This is a genomic window from Myroides oncorhynchi (genome assembly GCF_020905415.1).
Classification (GTDB): Bacteria; Bacteroidota; Bacteroidia; order Flavobacteriales; family Flavobacteriaceae; genus Flavobacterium; species Flavobacterium oncorhynchi_A.
In genome coordinates this window covers 2,731,279-2,756,724 of record NZ_JAJJMP010000001.1, presented here as the reverse complement: position 1 = coordinate 2,756,724, position 25,446 = coordinate 2,731,279, and the positions used below count along the sequence as shown (strand labels likewise).

Sequence of the window (25,446 nt, the reverse complement as noted above, 5' to 3'; positions counted from 1 at the left end):
CTTAATCTATGCTATTGCCCTATTATTAAACTTATCACTACTCCTGCTAAATATAAACCTACTCCATAAATAGTATGCGCCTGAAGACTGCGAAATCTTACTATACTAGGTTTGGGTGTTTTAGAGGCTGCTATTCCAAAGCCAAAGGCGGGTTGCATCATAAAGAATGGAAACACAGTCGTCCCTATTCCTATAATTAAAGCAGGTAAGAATGTAGGTGCTGAAAGCCATTCTATTCCACAAATCAACAGTAATACAAAAGCAAAACTTATACCAATCATATAATGCACTACCCAGCCTAATACTCGCTCATTCTTCACAGGGGTAGCCTGCATAATATTGGGGTGGCTAAATATTCCTTTAGGGAATGAACCTATCCACCTACCAACCATCGCATAATCTAAAGAAGGGATATTAAATAGCTTCTTAATCACTACTGCATACACATCCATAAATATAGTCGCTCCAATACCTAGTAATAAAGCATACTCCACTAATAATACAACGTTATTCATTATTCTAATTAAATTATTCTTTATCTACTTGCCACACGTGCTTCATTATTTCTTCAGGAGAAACCACACCAGTTTGACGCCAATAAATATCTCCCTGCTTATTTAATAAAATCATCGTGGGTACAGAACGAACAAAGAACTCATCTTTTAGCTCTTTACATTGATCTATATCTGCTCTTATCAGATCTACCTCGGCTTCTATATCCGCCTCTATATGGTCGATTATACCTGATAGTGTCTTACACGGTGCGCACCAATCTGCGTAAAACTGTACTAACACAGGGCGTTTTAAATCGTCAAAGTCTATAAACTCTTCCATTGTTCTTGTCTTTTTTAAAATTGAATAATAACGTTGTTGCTATTTGTATGTAATAAAAAAACGCTATTATTTTGACAATACAAAACTAATAGCGTTCTAATTATTTCTTCTTACTCTTATGGGAGATAAAATAGGACAAAATACAGATTATGACAACTAACTTAATTGAGTACCTAAATACTCGGCTTTAGTAATCCATTTGGCTCTTTGTACATCTGTTGAATTTCTGATAATCCCCATATATGTAACCTTGACAGGAGACACTCCACAGAACTGTAGTGTTGATTTCTTTAGTTGATTCACACTAGGTCTTCCATACATCAGGCGATAGTACCATCCTGGCTGATCTAAAGTCGTGATAATATGCGCAGTCTTTCCTTTCAGTAGTTTGTCCCATAGCATGCTACTCTCTCTGTACTGATACATAATACCAGGTAGGAAAGTCCTATCTATAAATCCCTTAAGCAACGCAGGTACACCACCCCACCATACTGGATGCACCCATACGAGGTGGTCTGCCCATTTGATATCTTCTATGGCTTTTAATAAATCTGGTTCTAGCTCTATACGCTTCTGATACCCATATTGTAAGTTTGTGTTGAAGCTCATCTCTGCTAATGTGACTTCTCTCACTTCGGCTCCTTTAGACTTGGCTCCTTTTATGTATGCTTCTACAATAGCGAAGCACAGTGATTCTTGATTAGGATGCCCGTTGATTATGGTTATTTTCTTCATTATATCTCTTTTACTATTATAGAATCATATTGTTCTAAACCTGTGAAAAGTGCTTTATCTTGGTGAAGTTGATGTGCAAAATACTGCCCAGGTAGAACTTCATTACTAACTAAAGCTTCTGTATGTAATACGGCTGATAAAGCTGTTAATTCTGCTTGTCCTTTTTCACTCTTTAATAGAATCCTTCTCACTTGTTGGCTCCCTTTAATAATGATTTCGAAGACTGAGATATCTCCAGCTCCACTACCTCCAAATATCTTTCTCCTTGCCTTTAAAGACATTCTCTTAAATACACCGAACTGCTGCATCCAACCTAATACACGAGTTACAAACTTAGAATTATAAGTCATCTTCACACTTACAGTAGGTACAGCTTCTACTTGATTCAAAATATATAAATCAGGAGTATCAAAGTTGTAAACTTGCCTATTTCTCAACCCAAAAGAGAAACAATAAGATTCACTATCTAAAAAGTGTAAAACTTCCTTAGGTTGATTCTTTTGATACTGAACAAAAGGAATTGCAACATGCTCTGCCATAAAATGAGCTGAACTTTCGCCTGCTTTATCTTTTATAGAGTAATACACCATCAGTTGTATGCTCTCTATTTTTTCTGTAGTAGGTACAGCAGATTTGACTAATCCAGGAACAATCCCTCCCATCCAGCCTGAGCCAAATACAATACGGCTATTAAACTTATTATAGTCTGTAGTAATCTGTATTGCCTTATGTAAAGCGGGTGTTGGTTTAGTAATATCCAGATAATCAATCCCATACTCTATCGCAAAACGCAGTACATGGTCCTTCTGGTCATTAACAGATAAAATAATTAAACTGATACTTCTAGATAGAATAACTTCTAATGAAGATGGGGTATTCACATCTATCTGTACTTCTTTTTGTAGATTCTTAGGAGCTCTTGTTCCTAAGACTATATTGTATTGAGAGTTTCGCTCTTTTAAGATACGAGCTATAGTACTCCCTACTAACCCCTTACCTCCTATGATTAAAATATTGTTCTGCATAATTGATTTGATTTGCAGACAAAACTAATAGCATATAGAGGTCTAAATACTGGACAAATGTCTAAAAAGAAATTTCTTTCCTGATACGGCTAAGGTGACGCTGAGTAATCCCAAGATAAGAAGCTAGATACTGTAAAGGGAGATATTGAACAAAAGTAGGATGGTTAAACAGCAAGTGCTTATAACGCTCCTGAGCTGTAGTTCGTTGAAACTGTATAACGCGCTGCTCCAATTCTAGATACTGCTGTTCCGCTATCGTTTTTAAGAAAGTGTTCCACTGTGGTAGTGTATTTGCTAACGCATCTAAATCTCTCTTGTCAATCACCCATACGACAGTAGAAACTACCGCCTGAATACTCTCAATACTCTTGCCTGCTGTGATAAATGCAGAATATGCACCTACCAAATCATCTGGAAAGCGAAAACAATAGGTTAACTCATCTCCTGATTCTATAGTATAAAAAGATCGAAAGATTCCTGATTCTATAAAAGCTATTTCTTCACAATAGTCACCTTCTCGTACCAAATAATCAGCTTTGGCAATAGTGCGTTTTGTAAATAGAGATAATATTGACACTATCTCTTGTTCTGAAAATAGAGTAAAGCGTTGAAAAAATGTTTTAAGCATAATAGATACCATGTTCATGGTAAAAGTAAGCTTATCTACCTAATATCTTATTATTTTTTATTACATTTCCACCGCAAAACAACAATATCTAAAACTTCAATTTATGAAAAAATTAATTCTATCAGCATTATTAATTACTTCGAGTTTATCTTTTGCTATAATAAAAGACAATGGAAAAGTAAAAGCTATAACTTCTAAAGAAACTGTACAACAAGAGAAAGAATCTTTTTCTAAACCTTATAACGACGAGGAAGATGCCGATGCAAAGCTAACTCAACTAATAGCTAAAGCTAAAAAAGAGGGCAAAAACGTATTCGTACAAGCGGGTGGTAACTGGTGTATATGGTGTCTTCGTTTTAACGATTTTGTTCAAAAAGATAAAAGTATTAAAGCGATTGTAGATAAAAACTATGTATATTATCACTTAAACTATAGCCCTAAGAATAAAAACACAGCTGCTTTTGAAAAATATGCTCCAGAAGGACAGAAGCTAGGATACCCTTTCTTTATTGTTATCAATGGACAAGGGAAAACAACTAATATTATCGCTTCTGGCGATTTAGAATCAGGAAAGAGTTACGATGTAGCAAAAGTGAAAAAATTATTCACTGACAATGCTCCTAAGAAATAATAACAACAAAGGCTGTCTAGAAGAACAGCCTTTGTTATTTTATAAGAATTCCCTGTAAATTTGCTGCAATAGGTACTACAAACACTCCTTTTTCTCCGATGAAAAGAAAGAGTGTATCACTTGTCTTTCCTATGAGTATTCCCTCTACTTTATCTCCGTTTATATAATATACCTTCACATTATCTTGTGTCAAGGTATTCTGATATGATATCTTACCATAATACTGAGAGACCATGGTCAAATACCAAATAAAAATCACAAAAAACAAAGCTCCTTTTATTTTTCTATACCAAGAGTAGCGCTCTAAGTTAAAAGAGGACTTACTATAACTAGATGGAAAGTTCTCTTTCCAATACACATCCCCTTTAAACAGTAAATACGTTAATAACAAGGTCAAAACTGTAAAAGCAACAATCTTAAAGTCTGCAAATGGTGCTATAAGAAAATCAAAGATAGAAGCATAATCAAAGATATTAATCTCAAATGCATCGTACTTCTGATAGTTAAACAACATTCCTATTGCTATAGCCATCAGATAGGCTAAAGTCAACACTAGTTGTGCTGATTTCATTAATTTATTAACTAGTTTTTTTACTATATTTTCATCCATAAAAAGAGTTATAACAATAACACAAAACAACCTCTCTGTCTTTATCAAATATATACTTTTTTTAAACTAGAATAAAAAATAGTTATGCTTAGACCCTTATTATCATAAAAATAATGGAAGTAATATATAGATGATTCAGAAGCTAACTATATTAGCTTATCTTTGGACATATAATTCATTATATACAAAGGTTTTAGTCTGTTCAATCTATTGATTGTTTCACTACATTTTCTATCCATGTCCGTTATTCGATATCTTCTTATCTCTTTTCTAATGATCTTACTCTTGAATGGGTGTACAGATAAATTAAGTAATCAAGATGATACTGATTCTTCTATTCGCTGGAAAGCCTATTTTGATATAAAAGGCGCGAAAGTTCCTATTATCTTTACCCTAGATAGCATTCCACTTAATATTCATGGCTATCGTACTATCTTTATAGATGGACCGATTACAAATCAAAAAGAATATACCAAAATAGCTGGTGATAGCTTTATCAATCCTTTAGATTACAGCGGTCATGTACTCCTAAAAGGAATTATAAAAAGTGATACAATCAAAGGAACATTTGAAGATAAGAAAGATAAAAACACTTTTATGAGCATCCCTTTTATAGCTTATAAGACAGAAGATCCTCGTTTTTCTCTTCCAACTACTTATACAGATATTAATGTAACTGGACAGTGGGAATTTACTTTCTCAGAACAAGACTCTTTAATTAAATTTACAAAATACTCTAAAATAGAGAACTTCCATTTATTCCAAAATGAAGGTACACTTATAGCACGTACTGTAAAGAATGAAGGGTTTGAAGGAGTAATGACTAAAGAAGGTTTTATCTGTTCTTCTATGACTAAAGATAGGCCTACTCTTCTTCAAACTACTCTAATTGACACGAATCACTTAGAAGGAACTATTCTTACTTCTGATGAATCATTCTCCTTTACTGCTAAACGAAAAAGCAAACTCGAAAGCACTAGTGAAAACAGTGTAACTCTATTTAAGATGCTAAAGAATCTATTCAAGGCTTATGATGAGTATCCTAAATAAAAAAGGCCACTCCATCTTGGAGTGGCTTCTAACCTTAACCAAACTAATAGAAAGATATTCCTTCCTATAAAAAAATCAAACTTATTATTCTAATTACTAATCGTAGAACTTATCAAAACGAGCAAATCCTGATATTTTATCTGGAATAGACATCCCTTTAGTTACCTTATCGGTCTTCAGATCATAGATCCAAACATAGTTACCCCCTTCTGCACTATTAATCGCTATATAAGTTTTATTATCATCTGTAAAGAACCCTAGTTCATAAGGTTCGTCTAATGGTAATTCTGTCAATGTTCTAACTACACGCTTTGTCTCTAAATCAATAATAGCATAACGCGCATTATAACTTCCCCCTTTAGAAGTATCTCTATAAGAGATAATCATTTTATTATCTCCTATATAATCTAAAGCAGTCTCTGGTCTTATCCCACCTAATACCTGAGATAAATTCATGCTATAGGATTGATCTGAAGTTTGTTCTCCTGTCTTCGCTCTAAATAGATATATATCATTTTGACCTGTCTCAGGACGTGGATAGCAAGTGTAATAAAACGTAGCGTTATCTTTAATAAATGAGTTTTTAAAGTAAGGAGAACCACTTCCTATACCTAGACTACGTGCATCTCTATCTGTCTTGATTACCTTAAAGTCGCTATAGGCTACTGTAGCAAAATTATGAAACTTCGGAGTAAGCCATTTATCATCTCTAAACCCATACTGCATATACACCACTCCGTCCATATAAGCTATCGCCCCAATGTCATAATGATTATAACCTTGAGGAAACATTTCTAATCCCTCTATTACTCCTTGCTTAATAACCTTTAATGTTGTGGTATCAAATACAGCATAACGAATTTGTGCAGAATCATTTGGCAAGCCCAACACCAATAAAGTCTTACTATCAACCCAAGTAAAAGAAGAAACATCATTAATATAGGTAAAAGGCACTTCTAATTCGGTCACTAACTTATCCTTTGTATACTTCATTTTCTTAAATACACCTTGGTCAGTCTTATAGTTATATATATACCCATTCTTTACGATATAGGCATAGGTACCTTTAGAGTTAATCTCATCCCCTTCTCTATTTAAGTCAATCGCTCCTTGGGTAACATCATTAGTACCCGTCATATAATGTACGGTATTAGGCCAGCTACCTAGTGCAGATAATAAAAAGTACTTATAGGTCTCTTCTCCTTCAAACCCTCCACTTGATGAAGGTTCTTTACTACATCCTACTGCTGTTAATACAAGTAATAAAGCAGATACGATTGAATATATTTTATGTTTCATCTGTAATGTCTATTTTAAAGAATATCTGAATTTGAAATAAAAGGCTCTACCTTGTTTTTGTAACTTAAAGTTGTCATAAGCAAGAGCATCGCCAACATTAGTACAGTTTAAAGCAAAGTTATACTTCCCTTTTGACATAGAATAACTAACACCTATATCGTGTAGCGTCTGACGAGGGATAGTCGGTATATTGCGTTTGTTTCCATACGCTTGCCAGTTTTTATAGAACCACTCTGTCATACTAACTCCCCAAGATACTTCGATACGAGAGTCTTTTTGAAACAAATCATCCTGTCCTACACTCACATCTATATTTCCGTATAACCAAGGTTGGTTAGGTACTTCTTTTTTATACGTAGCTGACTCTACATTATCACTCTTATTTGCATACTGTGTATTATCATACGCGTAATTATAAGTAATATTAGCCATTACATTCACGATATTCTTATACTTATAATTAAACTCCCCTTCTACCCCTTTAGTAAAGATATTAGATAAGTTCTCATATTTAAAAGTACTGCTGTACAAGTTAGGAACGGTGTAAATGTAATCTTTCGTATCTCTAATATAACCTGCTACATCCACACGCATAAAGTGATCTCCAAAACTCTGACTATAATATGTCCCTAAATTATAGTTATTACTATTCTCAGGTAGTAAATTCATATTACTTGTAATAGATATACCATCACCGAATATCTCTTGTGTCTCTAATAAGCGATACGCTTTCTCGAAAGAAGCTTTAACACCCCACTCATTCGTTATCTTAAAAGTAGAAGCTATACCATATCCCCAGTTACCAGTTTGATTTTTTACAGATGTACCAGTTTTAGTCCAAGCATTCCATATCGTTTTTTGCAAATCAACCATATAGTATTTCCCAAAGAACAAATTAGTCCAACGTTTATCAAACCAATCCTGTTGGTAGTTAAACGAGAATATTTGCTTTGCCATCTTAGCAGCAGGAGTCGTTTCTTTACTTTCATACACCGCATTGTAAGTAGTGTTCTTGTTATAATCTAACATATAGTTTAGATTAAATTTATGAAAGTCATTAATTCTATACTCCGTAGTCAATTGAGAGAATACGCGTTCTGTATGTTGTCTAGTTAATGATAATCCACCTAACTCACTAGCAGATGAAGGTAAATAACTACCATCCCAACTATACTTACGCATCAAGGTATCAGTCCCTTTGTCAAGGCTTTTAGAATATCCTAAATAGTAATTAATATCAAAGCGACCATTCATTAAGTCTTTCTTTTTGTACTTTAAGAAGTAGTTATTCGCATCACCTTTTTGCTTTACTCCACCATAAACAACCTCTTGATTAGAACCTGTTTGAATTTGCTTGTCAAAAAGAGAATGTGATAATCCCACAAATAACATATCAGCCCAAGACTTATCTTCAATACCGAATTCGGTCATTACGAACATTGACTTGTATTGATCATTAAAACGCTTCACATCTCTATACTCATACTTACCAGCAGTAGCGTTATATATCTTCATATCACGCATCTTATAATCATTATCAGAATAATTATAGAACGTATTTAACCTCATTACGATACCTGTCTTTTTATCCTTAAGTTGACCGTTTAGATTCACTTTATGTGTATTAAACGACCCTGTAGTATAACTGGCATCTAAATAATCTTTAGAGCTTCCGTTTGTGATAATATCAACAGCACCTCCCATAGCATCCGTACTTAAGTGTACAGGTACCACTCCTTTATAAATCTCCACGCGCTTAGCCATATTAATAGGTAGCGTATTCATATCTACTCCCTTACCTAACATCTCTAAAGGAACACCATCTATAAAGAACTTTACAGACTTACCTGACATACCATTAACTGAAAAGTTGTAATCTGATCCGACACCACCCTGCTGTCTAACCTTAATCCCACTACTTTTATTAAGTATCTGGTTTAAGTCAAAAGTACTATTAGCCATCTTCTGCATATCAACAGCACTAACAGTAAAAGCCTGCTCTTTTAAAGCATCTACTTTTCCCTTTACACTTACCACCACATCGTCTAATACTGACTGTTCATCTTGCATAACAATAGTATACGATTTAGGGTTATTTGCAAATTGAACAATGCGACTTTCTTCAATAAGTCCAACATAGCTAAACACTAAAGTTTGTTGACTTTCTTTGTGCTCTAATTCGAATTTACCATCCAAATCGGTCTGAACACCAATTGTACTTCCTTTAATTGTTACTGAGACTCCAATAACTGGGCTTTTTTGAGAATCTAAGACGACCCCTTTTACCTTACCTATAGTACCTTGAGCAAATATCAAATTCGGTAGAAAAAGTAGTAAAAAACAGAAATAAACTTTCTTAAACGGTTTCATTATTTAAATTTGTTATAAATAGCAAAAGTATTGGCATTGTTAATAAAAACCAAAGAAATAAGCATTTATTTTTAAACAGTCTAATTAATAGTATCTATCAACTAGAACAATACTCTTATAAACAACTCCTTAACAAAGAAAAAGAAGCAAACCATTTGATTGTCAGAATTAACACCTCTAACTTAAGCTCAGAATCAGCGTTAGCCAAATACTACAAAGCAATTCTACTCCATAGCTCTTTCATTAGCTCCTCAACCTTATTATAGTATGCTTTTGTCTCTAATTTAAATCTATCTTGTATAATTACTTTTCGTTTATCTATCTATCACTTATTCTTGGCTAAAAGTTCTAAAACTAACCATGCTTTAACTCCAAGCCCAACAGTAGTAGAATACGAGAACAATCCTTCGACAAAACACCCCTTTTTCTACCAATAAACCAGAAATACCTCACGAATAGTGCAAGGATTTTGTAGTCGTAGAATTCACTATAAACAATCTCCTAGAATCAAATAGACAATAAATTGTTCTTTTTAGACCATAAAAAAAGCACAGACTAAGCTGTGCTTCATTCTTATTTAATTAGTCTTTAATCGACTCGTAAATCACTTTCTGAATATCTTCTCTAATATTTGCTTTAGATAACTTATTTACGTTGCTATCTGGGTAGGTACGGTTAGACAAGAATACATAAACTAAGTCTTTCTCTGGATCAGCCCATGCCATAGTACCTGTGAATCCTGTATGCCCAAAACTAGACATTGATGCGCAACCACATGTTGGTCCTGCTGAACCAGGTTTTTGTGGTTTGTCAAAACCTACTCCTCTACGGCTTCCTTTTGTACAATAAACACATTCATTAAATGCATCAAAAGTATTCGTAGAAAAGAAATGTTCACCACCATACTGTCCTTTATTTAAATATAATTGCATCATTTTAGCTACGTCTAAGGCTGATCCGAAAAGTCCAGCGTGTCCAGCTACTCCTCCTTGCATAGCTGCTCCCATATCATGAACATAACCGTGAACTGTCGTATAGCGATAATAATTATCTTCTTCTGTTGGTGGAATCACATTAATATCAAACTTACGCAATGGTAAATAAGTCAAACGCCAAGCTCCTATCTTATTGTAAAACTCCGAATCAACTACTTGATCTAAAGACTTGTGATATTTACTCTCCACATACTCTTTCATCAGGATGAATCCTAGATCACTGTATTTATAATCCTTTTTAGAACTCAATGTTGATTCACCGATCTGTTTTAGCATCTCATTTGTGTATCCCTTTTTTATATAAAGATTCTCTGACACCTGCGTAGGGTAGTCGGGTGTATAAAAGTAACTATACAAACTAGGGTCAGGACGATTATTCTCTGCCAAAGTACGTTTATAAAATGGAATCCATGCTACTAACCCTGACTGATGCGTTAGTAAATCCTTAAAGGTAATATCTTCTTTATCTGTATGTTTCATTACAGGAACTAAAGTTCCTAACTTCGAGTCCATTTTAATTTTGTGTTCATCAAACATTTTTACTAATACTGGTAATGTACCTAGTATCTTAGTCAAAGAAGCAAGATCATATAGATCTGTATTCTTAACTGCTGTGTTTTTATCATAAGTATGATATCCAAAAGCTTTTTGATATACTACCTTACCACGTCTAGCTACTAGTACTTGAATACCTGGTGTATATTGTTTATCAATAGCTCCTTGAGCAATCTCATCTATCTTAGCTAAGACTTTAGGATCCATGCCTTCATTAGCTGCAGTAGAAAAACCTAATCGATCTATAGCTTTAGTAGAAACACCTGTGTCTACTGTAAATTGGCTATTGATAGACACAGGTAACTTTCCTTTTGCGCCAATCGCTCCAAAAAGAACTTGTGCAGCCGCATCCTGAGCAAACTTATTATTCTGATACCCTACTACAACTCCATTAACTTTATCCATAGGAACACTAGATAATGCATAAGGCTTAGCAAAAGAAACTAATACAGTCTTATTTTTAGCAGAAAGATTTTGTACTAATGCTTTTTCACTGTCAGACATATCGTGTTTACGCCATGGATTATCTACTTTATGATACCCAATTACAATAGTACTGTACTCTGAAAGATCGCCCAAACTATCTATCTTAATATCATTTAGCTCAGTCACCTCTGCATAATTACGCATCATTTCTAAAAAGCCTGTTCCGTCATCATCACCTAGTTTTACGTAAGCTATCTTTTGTTTTTCTAAATGTTTAAACGGAATAAGTCTATCCTCATTTTTAACAATAGTCATTGCCTCTTGATAGAGCTTTTGATTTAAATCATCATATATAGGCGCATTTAGGTCTTCAACCAACTTGTTTACTTCGATTGGAGTGAATTTATTCATTCCAGATTTATACTTATAAGCCAATACTTTTTTCACAGAATGAGCTAGACGCTCTTCTGTAATATCTCCAAGATTATAGGCTTCTAATATTTTTGCTAAAGCTGTAGGAACATCTTCAGAAAATAACAACAAATCATTACCTGCCTTAAAAGCGGCTAAATCTACTTCTCCTGGTTTGAGAAAATTAGAAGCTGCTTTCATATTCAAAGCATCAGTAAAAACTAATCCTTCATACCCCAACTCCTCTTTTAATAATTTAGTCACGACATTATAAGAAAGAGAACTTGGTACATTAGGATCTGGTTCAATTGCAGGCAAATTTAAATGTGCAATCATCACACTTGACAATCCTTCTTCAAACAACTTTTTATAAGGATATAGTTCTACTTTATTTAAACGTGCCTTATCAAAATCAATAACTGGTAATTTATGATGTGAATCTGTAGATGTATCACCGTGCCCAGGGAAGTGCTTCCCTGTTGCAAAAATATTTTGACTTTGATATCCTCTAGTAAATGCAGCAGCTCTATCAGTAACAATCTCTCTTGTTTCTCCAAAAGAACGAACACCGATAATAGGGTTCTTAGGGTTGATATTAATATCTAGTACAGGGCCGAAATTAAATTGCATGCCTAAACGTTTCGTTTGCATAGCCATAGCTACACCTACTTTCTCTATTAAATCTAAATCTTGAACAGCGCCTAAAGTCATATTAAAAGGAAAGCGATACGTATCTTCTAAACGCATACTCAATCCCCATTCCCCATCTATACCAACTAACATCGGTATGCGACTTAACGCTTGTAGACGATTAGTCATATCAGCTTGCTTAACAGGTCCTCCTTGAAAGAAAATTAATCCACCTACATGCTGTTCTTGTACAAGTTTTTCTAAACTCTGTACATGTGCTTCATTTTTATTTGAATAAGCTGCAATCATAAAAAGTTGCCCTATTCTCTCTTCTACACTTAATTTATTATATACACTATCTACCCATTGCGTTTGTCTAGTAGTATTCACTTTCGTTTGTCCGAAAGCACTAGAAGCAACTAAAAGCAGTATTACAGTCAGTCTTTTCATCAGTTCTTTTTTAAATCAAAAAAAAATCATCACCAAAAGTCTATTTGATGATGATTTTGATATCGTAAATATAATTATTAGATTCTATTTAAAAAAGCGTGAATGCCAACTTTCCTCTGCTGGAACTTCCCAAAACTCTCTAAATTCACCTAAATCATTAACTAAATTATTGAATACAATTGTATTAGCAGAAACTGCTTTAGATTTTACAAGACTTTTAAACTCGATTAAAGTTTTAAAAGCGATAAACTCACCTGTTTTATAAGTTACATTCATCTTGTCTAATAAATCTACACTGTATTTCTGTTCAAGATCTTGTATTACACGTACAGATGCATCAATAGAACATCCTGATGCAGGATGAACTTCTTGATCTACTGCCAATACTATAAAACGATTATAGAATATCTTATAAGAAGCTTCTAAAGGTGTAGCATGTGCTGCCCACTCAGCTACGAATGCAGCTAAGTCTTTGTCTATATCTTGAACCTCTTCATCTGAGAATTTACGATTAGATTGGTAAATCCAAACTCTCGAATGATCAGGCATTTCTTCAAATGGTTTGTACATAATTATTTTATAAATCTGCTGCGTTAGCAATTAACTCAGCTACGTCTAATACTTTCACTGAGGTTTCTTTATCTTTAAACTTAACTCCATCTGTAAGCATTGTATTACAGAATGGACATCCTGCAGCGATAATCTCTGCATTAGTATCTATAGCTTCTTCAGTGCGCTCTACGTGTACTTCTTTTGATCCGTGTTCTGGTTCTTTAAAAAGCTGTGCTCCACCAGCTCCACAACACAATCCATTTTGTCTAGAACGTTTCATTTCAACTAATTCTGCATCTAGCTTCTCAATCAATTGACGAGGTGCCTCATATACTTGGTTAGCTCTTCCTAAATAACAAGGGTCATGGAAAGTAATTCTTTTCCCTTTAAACTGTCCCCCTTCTATGGTTAATCTTCCATCATCTAGCAATGACTTTAAAAACTGCGTGTGGTGAACTACTTCATATTTCCCTCCTAAATCAGGATACTCATTCTTTATGGTATTAAAACAGTGAGGGCAAGCCGTTACTATTTTCTTTACTTCATAACCATCTAGCACTTGGATATTCATCATAGCAGCCATCTGAAAAGCAAATTCGTTACCAGCTCTTTTGGCTGGATCGCCAGTACATCCTTCTTCTGTACCAAGTACAGCAAATGATACATTAGCCTTATTTAATATCTTTACGAATGCTTTTGTAATCTTTTTTGCTCTATCGTCAAAACTCCCTGCACAACCAACCCAAAAAAGTACTTCTGGTTGTTCTCCTCTTGCCATCATTTCTGCCATTGTAGGCACTACTAAATTTGCTGACATAATATTTGTATGTATTGAGATAATCCCCAAAAGGATTATGATAGTTAATGTTTAATTCTCGTCTTTCCAATTCAAGCGATCCATTTGATTGTATTGCCATGGAGCTGCATTGTTTTCGACATTTTGCATCATATTATTTAATTCTATTGGAGCAGCACTTTGTTCCATAACTAAGAAACGACGCATATCCATAATAATAGAAAGTGGACTAATATCGATAGGACATTCTTCTACACAGGCATTACATGTATTACATGCCCATAACTCTTCTGGAGTGATATAGTCATTCAATAATGTTTTGCCATCATCTACAAACTTACCATTATTAGCATCTAATATTTTACTTACATCTTCTAAACGATCACGTGTAGACATCATAATCTTACGTGGAGATAGCTTTTTACCTGTAATATTCTGTGGACAAGATGAAGTACAACGACCACATTCCGTACAAGAATAGGCATTCAATAGTTGCACCCAATTTAAATCCATCACATCTTGTGCTCCGAACTTTTCTGGTTCTCCTACTGGTTCAGCAGGCGCTGCATACGGATCCGCATTAGGATCCATCATTAGAGAAACTTCTTTTTTAACTGCTTCAAGATTATCAAACTCACCCATTGGTTGCAAGTTTGCAAAATACGTATTAGGGAAAGCTAAGAAAATATGTAAGTGTTTAGAATAGTATAAGTAGTTCATAAACACCATTACTCCTGCTATATGTGCCCACCAACAAAAACGCTCTATAAAAGCAACTGTTGCTGGATTAACTCCATCAAAGATAGGGCTAATTAAGCCAGAGATAGGAAATGCTCCTACTGTAGTATAGTGTGTATAACCAATGCCTTGAAGATAGTAATCTGCTGCATTCATGATTAAAAAGAAACACATCAATACTGTTTCAATATAGATAATATTATTAGCATCTCGTTTTGCCCATCCTTCCATCTCTGGTTGATTAAAACGTTTCAACTTGATAATATTTCTACGAATCCAGAATACTACTACTCCAAAAATAACTAAGAAAGCTAGTACCTCAAAGATTCCTATTAAAGCATTATAAGCAGTTCCTAAAAAGCTAAATGCTCGGTGAGTACCAAACAAACCATCCACGATGATTTCTAGCATCTCAATATTGATAATCACAAAACCCGCATAAACAAAAATATGCAAAATAGCAGGGATAGGTCTTTTCACCATTTTTGACTGTCCTAGTGCTACGCGGATCATATTTTTCCATCTAGCAGAAGAATTATCAGTTCTATCAATATTCCTTCCTAATTTGATGTTGCGTACAAGTTTCTTCAAATTTTTAATAAAGAAACCGAACCCAACAACTAAAAGAAGTAAAAATAATACTTGGCCTAAATACTCCATAGTTGTAATAATTGTTTCAGTAAATTGTTAGTTTTTTGTTAGTTGGTTAGATTTGTTTGAACATTATTTTTCTTGTTCTTTTAATTCTTCTTTAGATTCTTGATAAGGTGTCGCCTTTTTACCAAACAAAGAGAAATGAACATAACGCTTAGGGTTTTCTTTTAAATCACGTAATAAACCTTCTAGTTCTTTACTTGCTCCTTCTAGATTACTATAAAGTTGTTCATCTTTAAGTAATTTTCCTACAGACCCTTTTCCATTCTGGATATCACCCATGATTTTATCCATATTTGCTGTAGCGTTATCTAAGTTACTAAAAGTAGACTTGATATCCAAAGTTTTTAAATCTGCTGAAAGAGAAGCAAAATTACTACTCATTGTATTTAAGTTGGTTAGTGTACCATCTAACTTTGGTTGAGTAGACGCCACTAATTTATTAGTAGTAGACATTAAGGTATTAGCTCCAGCTAATGTCCCGTCTAACTGATTTACGGCACTTTTAAGAGTAGCTTGAGTATTCTCATCCATTATATTATTTACAGACGCTAACATCGTATTTAAGTTTACTAATGCCTCTTCTATCTTTTGTTGTAATGGTGCGATTTGACTAGCTAGTTTTTCAGTCATATCTTGTACCACCTCACCTTTTAAAGTTTGTCCAGACTCTGCATAAACCGTCTCTCCAAACAAAGGATCAATCATAATCCCCTTACCCCCTAATAGACCAGGAGAATAAATTTTAGCGATACTATTCTTAGATATATTTACTTTTTGCGTCATTAAAAGCTCCACTTTTAATTTACCGCTTGTATTATCTAACTCTATTTTCGATACTTTCCCTACAACTAAACCATTAATAGTAACAGTTGAAGACATAGTCAGTCCTTCGACGTTATCATACTCTACATAATATCTAGTACTGTTATCAAATAGGTTTCTTCCCTTTAAAAATGAGTATCCCCAAATGAACAAAGCTATAGCCCCTAATACTAAAATCGCTGTTTTAATTTCTCTTGATATTTTCAAAACTTTTCATTTTTATAACACGCAAAAATAAACTTTTATTTCTAAAGCGCTTGATATTATTTTAATGCTTCATCTACATTGATTACAGTACCATCTTTAAAAGCAACTATAAAAGCTGAACTATGCCCGCTATTTTTAGCTACTTTCAAGTGCTCTTTAACTGTATCATAATCACTTGTCTCTCCATAATAGTATCTACTAGTACCATTAGTACGAATGGTAGTAACACCTCTTAGTCCTTTAAAATTCTGAGGTTTTAAAGTCAGAATAGATGAACCCGCAGCTATTTGTACCTTAAATACAATTCCTTTAGCATTAGAAGAGGCTGATGAAGTCTCTTTAATTGTGTTTTTAGTCTCTGTTGTTTCTTTACTACTATTCTTAGAACTACTAGAGTCTTTCGCTACAGTTTTATCACTAGAACTTACAACTAAGTTCTTGCTTCCACCATAATAAGCTGCCTTGTAATTAATAATTCCTTGAGCGATTGAACTTGCTAATTCCTTTTGCCCGCGGCTAGAACTTAAGTAACTTCCCTCTTCTGTGTTAGATACAAACCCAAGTTCAATTAAAATACTAGGCATAAACGCTCCATGAAGTACCCAAAACGGTCCTTGTTTAACACCTCTGTTTTTTCTTTTCAAATCATTGGTAAAACCATCTTGCACTCTACTTGCTAAATCAATACTTTGATGAATATAGTCCTCTTGTATAAGAGTTAGACCAATAATAGACTCAGGTGACTTAGGATCAAACCCAGCATACTTAGTCTTATAATCATCCTCCATCATAATTACGGAGTTTTCTGTTTTTGCTACATCTAAGTTTGATTTATTCTTACTAAGCCCCATCACATAAGTTTCAGTTCCTGAAGCCGACTCAGTATTCACACCATTACAGTGGATAGACACAAATACATTTCCATTATTGTTGTTAGCCAGAACAGATCTTTCTTTTACAGCAACAAAGACATCCGTTTTACGGGTATAAAAAACTTCTATATCAGACTGCTTCTCTAAAATCTTCCCTACTTCTAATGCAACGGCAAGTACAATGTCTTTCTCAACATTTCTTTTGTGATTAGTTCCTGTATCTTTTCCACCGTGACCTGGATCCAATACAACTTTGAACTTCTTACCATTCTGCGCACTTACAGAAAAACTCAATAATAAAATGGCTAATAAAGCAAACAGTTTAGAACGACTGCAATTCATAAAAAAGATGTTTATAATGTTTTATAATTTAAATAAAAATACATTTTTCAGAAAAAATATATGTAAGTTTGACACGTTAAAAACAACGCGCTTAATTTTACAAAAATAGCATATATATAGGTTTGCGAACAAATATTTTTAATATCGTTTTCATTTTATCTGTTCTTGGAGCTACTTTAACACAAAAAAGTATAGCACAAGACTACGATAAAAAATTTACTGCTGTAAATACTACACAAAAAAAAGACTCCATATTATCAACAAAAGATACTATAGAGAAGTCTTCTATGCCTCAAACAGACTCTTTAAAAAAACCTAAAGACACACTAGCTTTAAAACCAAAACCTTTGTTAGAGGACATGGTTTACAGAAAAGCAACAGATTACGAGTCTTTAAACTTAGCCAAAAAAGAGATAACCTTATATAATGAAGCTGAAATACGTTACCAAGATTATGAACTTAAAGCTGGTAAAATAATTTTTAATTATGAAAAGAATGAAATCTATGCTGGTGGGATTAAAGATAGTGTTGGAAACATGTCACAATATCCCGTTTTTAAACAAGGTAGCCAAATAGTAGAACCTGATTCTATTCGATTTAATACTAAAACCAAGAAAGCACTTGTATTTAAATCTCGTACTTCTCAAGGAGAATTTAGAATCAAAGCTCAAGTAAGTAAAAAAGAAAATGACTCTGTTTACTTTATGAAGGATGTAATCTTTACTACTGCGAAAGACTTAGATGATCCCGAATACTACTTCAAAACTAATAAAGTAAAACTAGTTCCTGGTAAAAAGGTAGTTACAGGAGTAACTAATATGGTTATAGCAGATGTACCGACTCCTCTTGGTTTGCCATTTGCATTTTTCCCCATGTCAGAGAAAGCTGAATCAGGATTTATCATTCCTAGCTTTGGAGATACTAACCAACAAGGTTACTATATCCAAAATGGTGGATACTACTTTGCCATTAGTGATAAAATGGATTTAAATCTATTAGGTGATTACTATACTAATGGAAGTTGGGGACTTCGATTAAGCAGCTCTTATGCAGAAAGATACAAATACAATGGTAGAGTATTACTTCGCTATGAAAATAATATTTTTTCTGAAAAAGGATTACCTGACTATTCATCTAGTAAACTATATAATATCCAATGGAATCACAGCCAAGACGGAAAAGCAAATCCTAACTCAAGGTTTTCGGCTTCTGTGAACTTAGGTAGTAGCCAATATTTTAGACAAACAAATAATACCTACAACGTAGGTTCTTCTCTAAATAATACGATGAGTTCGTCTGTTAGTTACCAAAGAACGTTTGAGTCTGTACCACAGGTCAATATGTCCCTTACAGCAACACACTCTCAGTCTACAAATACAAAAGAGATCAATATGACTCTACCTACACTACAAGTGAATGTAGACCGTATATTCCCTTTTGCCCCTAAATATGGATCAAAAAAAGGTATCATAAAGAACTTAAACCTATCTTACTCTGTACGTGGTGAAAATCGCGTTAAGACTCATGAAGATTATTTCTTTAAAAGAGAAATGTTCGATAGTCTGAACACTGCTTTTCAACATAGTATTCCTATTGCTACTAACTTTAAAGTATTTAAACACTTCTCAGTTACAGCAGGAGCTTCTTATAATGAAGTATGGTACTTTAATACAATAGAGAAAAAATACAATGCACAAACAAATAAAGTAGATGATATAAGAGTAAATGGCTTTGATAGCTTTAGAACCTATAGCGCGAATGCAAGTGTTGGTACAACTATATATGGTACTTTCAATTTTGGAGAAGATAAGAAATTACAAGCTATACGCCACGTAATGCGTCCTAGTGTTGGTTACTCTTATACTCCTAGTTTTGAACAGTATTACGATACTTACGCAATAGATGCTACAGGACAAACGATGCAGGACTATACTCGATTCCAAAATGGTATCTTTGGTGCCCCAGGCAGATATAACTCTAACATGATGTCGTTTAACTTAAGTAATACATTTGAAGCTAAAGTCAGAGATGATGAAAATGAAAAAGGTGACCCTAAGAAACTAATGCTATTAAATAGTTTGAACTTCTCTTCTAGCTATAATATGTCTGCGGATTCATTAAAATGGTCTCCAGTTCGAGTTAGTGCAGGTACTGCTATATTTAAGGATAAGATGCAAATTAACCTAGGAGCTACACTTGACCCTTATGCCTTAGATAATAATAATCGTCGAATAGATACTTATAATATAAACAATGGTGGAAGTCTATTCCGTCTTACAAGTGCAAACTTAACGGTAAACTGGTCAATGTCTAGTAAAGATGCTTTATTCGGTGGTACTGAGGATAAGAAAAACCAGAACTCTTTAGATAATGGTGGTCGTGCAGATGACCTGTTTGGTAGAGCTGTAGATTTAGGTAATCAAAGAAAAAGTACACTAGGAGATGAAGATGAAGACAAACCTTTTGGTGGCTTCTTTAATGCAAAACTCCCATGGGATTTAACCTTTGCTTACTCCATGACATATAACAACTCCTCTAGGCAAAATGAAATAGTCAATAACTCTGTCATGATGTCTGGAAATATAGAAGTTACACCTAACTGGAAAGTTGGATTTTCTACAGGATATGACTTTGTTCAAAAAGGAATTACCTTTACTCAATTGAGGTTTGAACGGGATCTTAAAAGCTGGCGAATGGACTTCTCTTGGGTTCCAATCGGTACCTATACAAGCTGGGGATTCTTTATTGGTATTCGCTCTTCAATGCTAAGCGATATTAAATGGGAAAAACGAAAAGCTCCAGACAAATTATACAGATAATATTTATATATCAGAGGAGGGAGTATTATTTTACCCCCTCCTTTTTATTTAAAACCATAAACCATGAAAAAAATAATCAACTCTGACAAAGCACCTAGTCCTATTGGACCATATAATCATTCTGTTATGACGGGAGACTTACTATTCATCTCAGGACAAATCCCTTTTAATCAAGCTACAGAAACACTTGTAACAACAGGTATTGAAGATGAAGCAAAGCAAGTAATGACTAACCTAAAAGTTATTTTAGAAGCTGCTAATATGACTTTTGAAAATGTAGTAAAAGCTACTATATTCTTGACAGACATGAATGATTTTGCTAAAGTAAATGAAGTCTATGGAAATTTCTTTACAGCAGAAACTGCACCAGCAAGAGAATGTATTCAAGTGGTAAAACTACCTAGAAATGTAAACGTTGAAATCTCAATGATTGCTTCTAAATAAACATAGAATGACAATAAAAAAGGCGTGATCACCATAAAGATAATCACGCCTCTTTTATATATATTATACAACTAAATTCCTAAAAACTGAAATGCTTTAGCTTTCTCTAGTTTGTTATTAACTAGCCCAGCATGTTGTTGTTTCTTAGATACATCTAATTTTCTAACACCTGCATTAGCACTAAAATCTATTGCTTTCAAATCTAACCACATTGGCGTTAAAGCTATCGGATCTTCGTAATAATAAACTAAGTTCTTTTGATCAGAAACGGTTCTCCACTTAGTAGAAGATAAGTTAGGTTCGCCATCTATGTGTACTCCATAAGGTACAGATACATTACGTACAATACTAAATACCGCACCTACAGATACACGTTCATCAGCACTCTGCTCTACTGCAGTAGCATAATATGAAGCTCTAGCAAAACGATCTTCTGATCTTCCTGTACCAGGTAACACCTTATTTCCTGGCAAATAATTCCAATAATCTCTAATCGCCAATTGCTTATCATACGTAGGAGAGTTAGTAACTACTGTATAAGATGAATCGTGATATATCTTAAGTTTGCCATCTATAAACTCAAAAATAGCATTATCCCCTTTAGCATCAGAAATAGTCAAGTGAACTGTAGCTAACGTAGTACGACCAGGAGTATTAGCAGTTACAACTATTAAAGGATTTTTCTGCAAATCAAGCACAGCTTCATTTACATCAGCATAATTATCTAATACATACTGAGCCCAAGCTGCTAGACTTATTCCTTTATCTGTTCCATCAGGATTATATTCTGGATATTGAGACTCTACTAACCAAAGAATATTGGCTACCAACCCTTTTTCGTTCATTCCATCAGTAGTAGCAATATCAAAAGCTGAAGTAGTCACACTACCATATTTTGACTTCCATTTGACAGATGCCTTACCTACTTCCCCTGTTCTTTCCATTCCTCTAGGGAACACCCATATATTAGGCATGATTTCTTCTTTCCAGTCCATAGAACGACCTGTAATAACAGTATTATTAGGTCCTTTATAAACAACGCGAGTACATGCGTCAGCGTCAGCTGTCCCCAACACAAATGCTCCTAAAACTACAGCTCCTGTCAAGACTCTTTTTATTTTTTTCATAATTTACCAAGTTTTGTTTCTACTAATTTAAATCTTTTTATTCTAACTCTCACATTAACAAATCAAAAACAATACCAATAAAAAAAGGCGCAATAATATGCACCTTATCTATATCTGAGAATAAAATTTTATTCTTTTACTACTTCTTTAATACTTATTGCGTTTAACAACAATTGAGCAGATGCTTCATTTGTAGCTAAAGGAACATTATGAACGTCACATACACGAAGTAACATATTAATATCTGGTTCATGAGCATGCTTACCTAACGGATCTTTAAAAAACAAAACCATTTCTGTTTTTCCTTCTGCTACACGACCAGCTATCTGAGCATCTCCTCCCAAAGGCCCTGAAAGCATTCTCCTAACTTCAAACCCCACATCTTGAGCCATACTCCCTGTTGTACCAGTTGCAATTAATTGGATTCCATCTGCTGACAAGATCGTTCTATTTTTTTTGATAAACTCCAGCATTTCTTTCTTCTTAGCATCATGTGCTACAATAGCTATTTCCATAATTTATCTTATTTATGATATTCGATTAAACCATCTAGTGGTTTTTGTATTATTTTACCAACTTGAATATTATGCTCACTCATCACTTCTCTAAAATCGTCTTGTAAAAAATAAGCTACAGAACCCACAAAGTGAACAAGAACTTCTTTATACTCTGGGTGATTCTTAATATAATAATCAGCAAAGAAAGCTATTTGCTCTCTTATCATTTGTTTAAAAAAAGGTTTGTCTTTATGTTCTATTAAAAAAGGAAGAAATGATGCCATATACGCATTAGGATTTTCTTTTTTATAAAAATTATACTTTACCACATCTGCATCCAAGTCATATTTACTCTTAAACGAAGTAGCTAAGTCTACAGGCATCATATTTAAAAACAAACTCTTAAGCATTATTCTTCCTAATGCACTACCACTACAGTCATCCATAGCCATAAAACCGAGAGACTGTACACGCTGGTGCACTTTGACACCATCAAAATAAGAAACATTAGACCCTGTACCATTTATACAAACAATACCTGATTCGCCCCTACCTACTGTAGCATAAACGGCTGCATACGTATCTTCGTGAACATTAATATTAAGACAATTGGTAAAATATTCTTCTGCGAATTTTTTTACGATATTCTTTGTGCGATCAGATCCGCATCCTGAGCCATAAAAATAAAGTTCTTTAACCTCGTCTTTATTCTTACAGATATCTGGCACTGTATTAACACGGGTAAAGAACTCTTCTAAAGTAATAACTTCGGGATTTAGCCCAAGGCTAGTCACCGAAGTTATAACATTATTATTTTGGTCAAAGAAAATCCAATCTGCCTTAGTTGAACCACTATCGACAATTATTTTCATTCAAACCTTTTTATTATTTGATACTATTTAATAGAATAGCCATTTCAACCATTTTAGCTGAATAACCATACTCATTATCATACCAAGCAACTAATTTAAAGAATGTATCATTTAAAGCAATACCTGCTTTAGCATCCACTATACAAGTATGAGTATCAGACACAAAATCTTGAGATACCACATCATCTTCTACGAATGCCATGATTCCTTTAAGCTCGTTCTCACTTGCTTTTTTAAGCACTGCCATAATTTCTTCATATGTAGTACCTTTGGCTACTTTTACAGTTAAATCAACTACTGATACATCTGCTGTAGGAACACGCATTGACATACCTGTTAATTTTCCTTTTAGCTCAGGAATAACTTTACCGACAGCTTTTGCAGCACCAGTAGAAGCTGGAATAATATTATTCAACGCAGAACGTCCTCCTCTATAATCTTTTTTAGATGGTCCATCAACAGTGAATTGCGTAGCAGTAGCAGCGTGAATAGTAGTCATTAAAGCCTCTACAATACCAAAGTTATCATTAATCACTTTTGCTAATGGAGCTAAACAGTTCGTTGTACATGATGCATTAGATATAATTGTATCTGCTGCCGTAAGTTTACCTTCATTAACTCCCATTACAAACATAGGAGCTGTTCCAGATGGAGCAGAGATTAATACTTTTTTTGCACCAGCATCAATATGTTTTTGAGCGCTATCCAATTCTTTAAAAATACCAGTACAATCAGCAACTACATCTACTTTAACCTCATCCCATTTCAATAGAGAAGGGTCTTTTTCAGCTGTTACACGAATTGTCTGACCATTCACCACTAAATGACCATCCTTCACTTCAACAGTTCCATCAAAACGTCCATGAACAGAATCATACTTAATTAAATAAGCTAAATGCTCTACTGCCATTAAATCATTAACTGCAACAATCTCTACATTAGGATTTTTAGCAGCTTCTCTTAACATTAAACGTCCGATACGACCGAAACCATTAATACCAATTCTTGTTTTCATAATCTTTATGTTTTATTATTTCTTTAAATTGTTATGATATCAGAAACTCTTAAAAGATCCTGATCAATAGGAGAATGCCCTTTTACAGCTTGTTCTAATGGAGTTAAAGCTACTTGGTCATTAATTAACCCTACCATATAATTACTTCCACCTTCTAGGAGAGTCTCAACAGCCTTAACACTAAGTCGGCTAGCTAATACCCTGTCAAAACAAGAAGGAGCTCCTCCTCTTTGCATATGTCCTAAGACAGATACACGTACTTCATATTCAGGTAAATTAGTCTCTACATACTCTCCTATTTCGAATACATTCTTACCTAATTTTTCTCCTTCAGCAACGATGACAATACTTGATGATTTTCCTGATTTTTTACTTTTCTTAAGGGATTCTAATAATCGTTCCATCCCCATATTTTCTTCAGGGATAAGAATTTCTTCTGCACCAGCACCTATACCAGCATTTAAAGCGATATGTCCAGCATCTCTCCCCATTACTTCTACAAAGAATAGTCGTTTATGAGAACTTGCAGTATCTCTTATCTTATCCACAGCATCTACAACTGTATTTAGCGCTGTATCAAATCCAATAGTATGGCTTGTCCCGTGAATATCATTATCTATGGTACCTGGAATCCCCATTACAGGAATATCATATTCTTTACTTAGAACCATTGCACCTGTGAAACTACCATCACCACCTATTACTATAAGTGCATCTATCTCTGCTTTCTTTAAGTTTTCATAAGATGTTCTACGGCCTTCCTCTGTTCGAAAAGCAACACAACGTGCAGTTTTTAGGATAGTACCTCCCTTGTTAATGATATAGTTTACATCACGAGGACCTAGTACTTCAAAATCTCCTTCTACCAACCCTTGAAATCCCCTAAATATACCAACACACATTACATTGTGGTAAGAACAAGTACGAACAATTGCTCTAATTGCTGCATTCATCCCTGGAGCATCTCCTCCAGAAGTCAAGACACCGATTTTTTTAATCGCCTTACTCATATTTTATCGTTTTGAGTAAATTTACGA

Annotated in this window: 23 protein-coding genes; 4 read left to right on the top strand and 19 right to left on the bottom strand. The window is 34.2% G+C overall.

All coding sequences use genetic code 11. The features are described 5' to 3' along the window. Positions 1-11: 11 nt before the first annotated feature. The 5 genes from LNQ81_RS12050 to LNQ81_RS12030 form a co-directional block, all read right to left on the bottom strand. Complete coding sequence (locus tag LNQ81_RS12050; protein ID WP_229947032.1) at positions 12-515, bottom strand: DUF2938 domain-containing protein; 504 nt, start codon at positions 513-515, stop codon at positions 12-14. Positions 516-528: 13 nt separating this feature from the next. Further along, the gene (locus LNQ81_RS12045) at positions 529-834 is read right to left on the bottom strand and encodes a thioredoxin family protein (protein WP_229947031.1); all 306 of its coding nucleotides are present in this window, start codon (positions 832-834) and stop codon (positions 529-531) included. A 156-nt stretch (positions 835-990) separates the two neighbouring features. Next, positions 991-1,569, bottom strand: a complete 579-nt coding sequence (locus LNQ81_RS12040; protein WP_229947029.1) for an NAD(P)H-dependent oxidoreductase — start codon at positions 1,567-1,569, stop codon at positions 991-993. Then, on the bottom strand, positions 1,569-2,594 hold the full coding sequence (locus LNQ81_RS12035) for a saccharopine dehydrogenase NADP-binding domain-containing protein (RefSeq protein ID WP_229947027.1): 1,026 nt from the start codon (positions 2,592-2,594) through the stop codon (positions 1,569-1,571). The genes LNQ81_RS12040 and LNQ81_RS12035 overlap by 1 nt, the downstream gene beginning before the upstream one ends. A 61-nt stretch (positions 2,595-2,655) precedes the next feature. After that, positions 2,656-3,240, bottom strand: coding sequence for a Crp/Fnr family transcriptional regulator (locus LNQ81_RS12030; protein ID WP_229947025.1), 585 nt, complete (start codon positions 3,238-3,240; stop codon positions 2,656-2,658). Positions 3,241-3,325: 85 nt separating this feature from the next. Between LNQ81_RS12030 and LNQ81_RS12025 the strand changes: the two genes are divergently transcribed. Further along, positions 3,326-3,853 (top strand): thioredoxin family protein, encoded by a 528-nt coding sequence (locus tag LNQ81_RS12025; protein WP_229947023.1) that lies wholly within the window; start codon positions 3,326-3,328, stop codon positions 3,851-3,853. A 34-nt stretch (positions 3,854-3,887) separates the two neighbouring features. On the opposite strand, the gene LNQ81_RS12020 is transcribed toward LNQ81_RS12025, so the two are convergent. Then, the gene (locus LNQ81_RS12020; protein WP_229947020.1) at positions 3,888-4,463 is read right to left on the bottom strand and encodes a hypothetical protein; all 576 of its coding nucleotides are present in this window, start codon (positions 4,461-4,463) and stop codon (positions 3,888-3,890) included. 237 nt (positions 4,464-4,700) lie between these two features. Here LNQ81_RS12020 and LNQ81_RS12015 point away from each other — a divergent pair, with 237 nt between their 5' ends. Then, on the top strand, positions 4,701-5,513 hold the full coding sequence (locus LNQ81_RS12015) for a hypothetical protein (RefSeq protein ID WP_229947018.1): 813 nt from the start codon (positions 4,701-4,703) through the stop codon (positions 5,511-5,513). Between the two features lie 96 nt (positions 5,514-5,609). On the opposite strand, the gene LNQ81_RS12010 is transcribed toward LNQ81_RS12015, so the two are convergent. The 8 genes from LNQ81_RS12010 to LNQ81_RS11975 all read right to left on the bottom strand — a co-directional run bounded on the left by LNQ81_RS12010 (position 5,610) and on the right by LNQ81_RS11975 (position 17,635). Beyond that, on the bottom strand, positions 5,610-6,812 hold the full coding sequence (locus tag LNQ81_RS12010; protein WP_229947017.1) for a YncE family protein: 1,203 nt from the start codon (positions 6,810-6,812) through the stop codon (positions 5,610-5,612). 9 nt (positions 6,813-6,821) lie between these two features. Continuing rightward, positions 6,822-9,182: a TonB-dependent receptor gene (locus LNQ81_RS12005; protein WP_229947016.1), complete on the bottom strand. Its 2,361-nt coding sequence runs from the start codon at positions 9,180-9,182 to the stop codon at positions 6,822-6,824. A gap of 581 nt (positions 9,183-9,763) precedes the next feature. Next, positions 9,764-12,649, bottom strand: coding sequence for a glycoside hydrolase family 3 N-terminal domain-containing protein (locus LNQ81_RS12000; protein ID WP_229947014.1), 2,886 nt, complete (start codon positions 12,647-12,649; stop codon positions 9,764-9,766). Between the two features lie 84 nt (positions 12,650-12,733). Beyond that, complete coding sequence (locus LNQ81_RS11995) at positions 12,734-13,219, bottom strand: ABC transporter ATPase (protein ID WP_229947013.1); 486 nt, start codon at positions 13,217-13,219, stop codon at positions 12,734-12,736. 7 nt (positions 13,220-13,226) lie between these two features. Further along, positions 13,227-14,018 (bottom strand): (Fe-S)-binding protein, encoded by a 792-nt coding sequence (locus LNQ81_RS11990; RefSeq protein WP_229947010.1) that lies wholly within the window; start codon positions 14,016-14,018, stop codon positions 13,227-13,229. A 51-nt stretch (positions 14,019-14,069) separates the two neighbouring features. Beyond that, positions 14,070-15,395 (bottom strand): 4Fe-4S dicluster domain-containing protein, encoded by a 1,326-nt coding sequence (locus tag LNQ81_RS11985; protein WP_229947008.1) that lies wholly within the window; start codon positions 15,393-15,395, stop codon positions 14,070-14,072. A gap of 63 nt (positions 15,396-15,458) precedes the next feature. Then, positions 15,459-16,421, bottom strand: coding sequence for an MlaD family protein (locus LNQ81_RS11980; RefSeq protein WP_229947007.1), 963 nt, complete (start codon positions 16,419-16,421; stop codon positions 15,459-15,461). Positions 16,422-16,477: 56 nt separating this feature from the next. Then, the gene (locus LNQ81_RS11975) at positions 16,478-17,635 is read right to left on the bottom strand and encodes an N-acetylmuramoyl-L-alanine amidase family protein (RefSeq protein ID WP_229947005.1); all 1,158 of its coding nucleotides are present in this window, start codon (positions 17,633-17,635) and stop codon (positions 16,478-16,480) included. Positions 17,636-17,757: 122 nt separating this feature from the next. Here LNQ81_RS11975 and LNQ81_RS11970 point away from each other — a divergent pair, with 122 nt between their 5' ends. Both LNQ81_RS11970 and LNQ81_RS11965 read left to right on the top strand, forming a co-directional pair. Beyond that, complete coding sequence (locus LNQ81_RS11970) at positions 17,758-20,454, top strand: putative LPS assembly protein LptD (RefSeq protein ID WP_229947003.1); 2,697 nt, start codon at positions 17,758-17,760, stop codon at positions 20,452-20,454. A gap of 63 nt (positions 20,455-20,517) precedes the next feature. After that, complete coding sequence (locus tag LNQ81_RS11965) at positions 20,518-20,898, top strand: RidA family protein (protein ID WP_229947001.1); 381 nt, start codon at positions 20,518-20,520, stop codon at positions 20,896-20,898. A 71-nt stretch (positions 20,899-20,969) separates the two neighbouring features. On the opposite strand, the gene LNQ81_RS11960 is transcribed toward LNQ81_RS11965, so the two are convergent. From LNQ81_RS11960 to pfkA, 5 genes are all read right to left on the bottom strand, one after another. Beyond that, positions 20,970-22,025 (bottom strand): linear amide C-N hydrolase, encoded by a 1,056-nt coding sequence (locus tag LNQ81_RS11960; RefSeq protein WP_229946995.1) that lies wholly within the window; start codon positions 22,023-22,025, stop codon positions 20,970-20,972. A gap of 128 nt (positions 22,026-22,153) precedes the next feature. Continuing rightward, on the bottom strand, positions 22,154-22,540 hold the full coding sequence (locus LNQ81_RS11955) for a methylglyoxal synthase (RefSeq protein WP_229946994.1): 387 nt from the start codon (positions 22,538-22,540) through the stop codon (positions 22,154-22,156). 8 nt (positions 22,541-22,548) lie between these two features. Further along, positions 22,549-23,394, bottom strand: a complete 846-nt coding sequence (locus tag LNQ81_RS11950) for a BadF/BadG/BcrA/BcrD ATPase family protein (RefSeq protein WP_229946992.1) — start codon at positions 23,392-23,394, stop codon at positions 22,549-22,551. 13 nt (positions 23,395-23,407) lie between these two features. Then, positions 23,408-24,409 (bottom strand): type I glyceraldehyde-3-phosphate dehydrogenase, encoded by a 1,002-nt coding sequence (gene gap, locus LNQ81_RS11945; protein WP_229946990.1) that lies wholly within the window; start codon positions 24,407-24,409, stop codon positions 23,408-23,410. A 23-nt stretch (positions 24,410-24,432) separates the two neighbouring features. Then, positions 24,433-25,419: a 6-phosphofructokinase gene (pfkA, locus tag LNQ81_RS11940; protein ID WP_229946988.1), complete on the bottom strand. Its 987-nt coding sequence runs from the start codon at positions 25,417-25,419 to the stop codon at positions 24,433-24,435. Positions 25,420-25,446 lie beyond the last annotated feature (27 nt).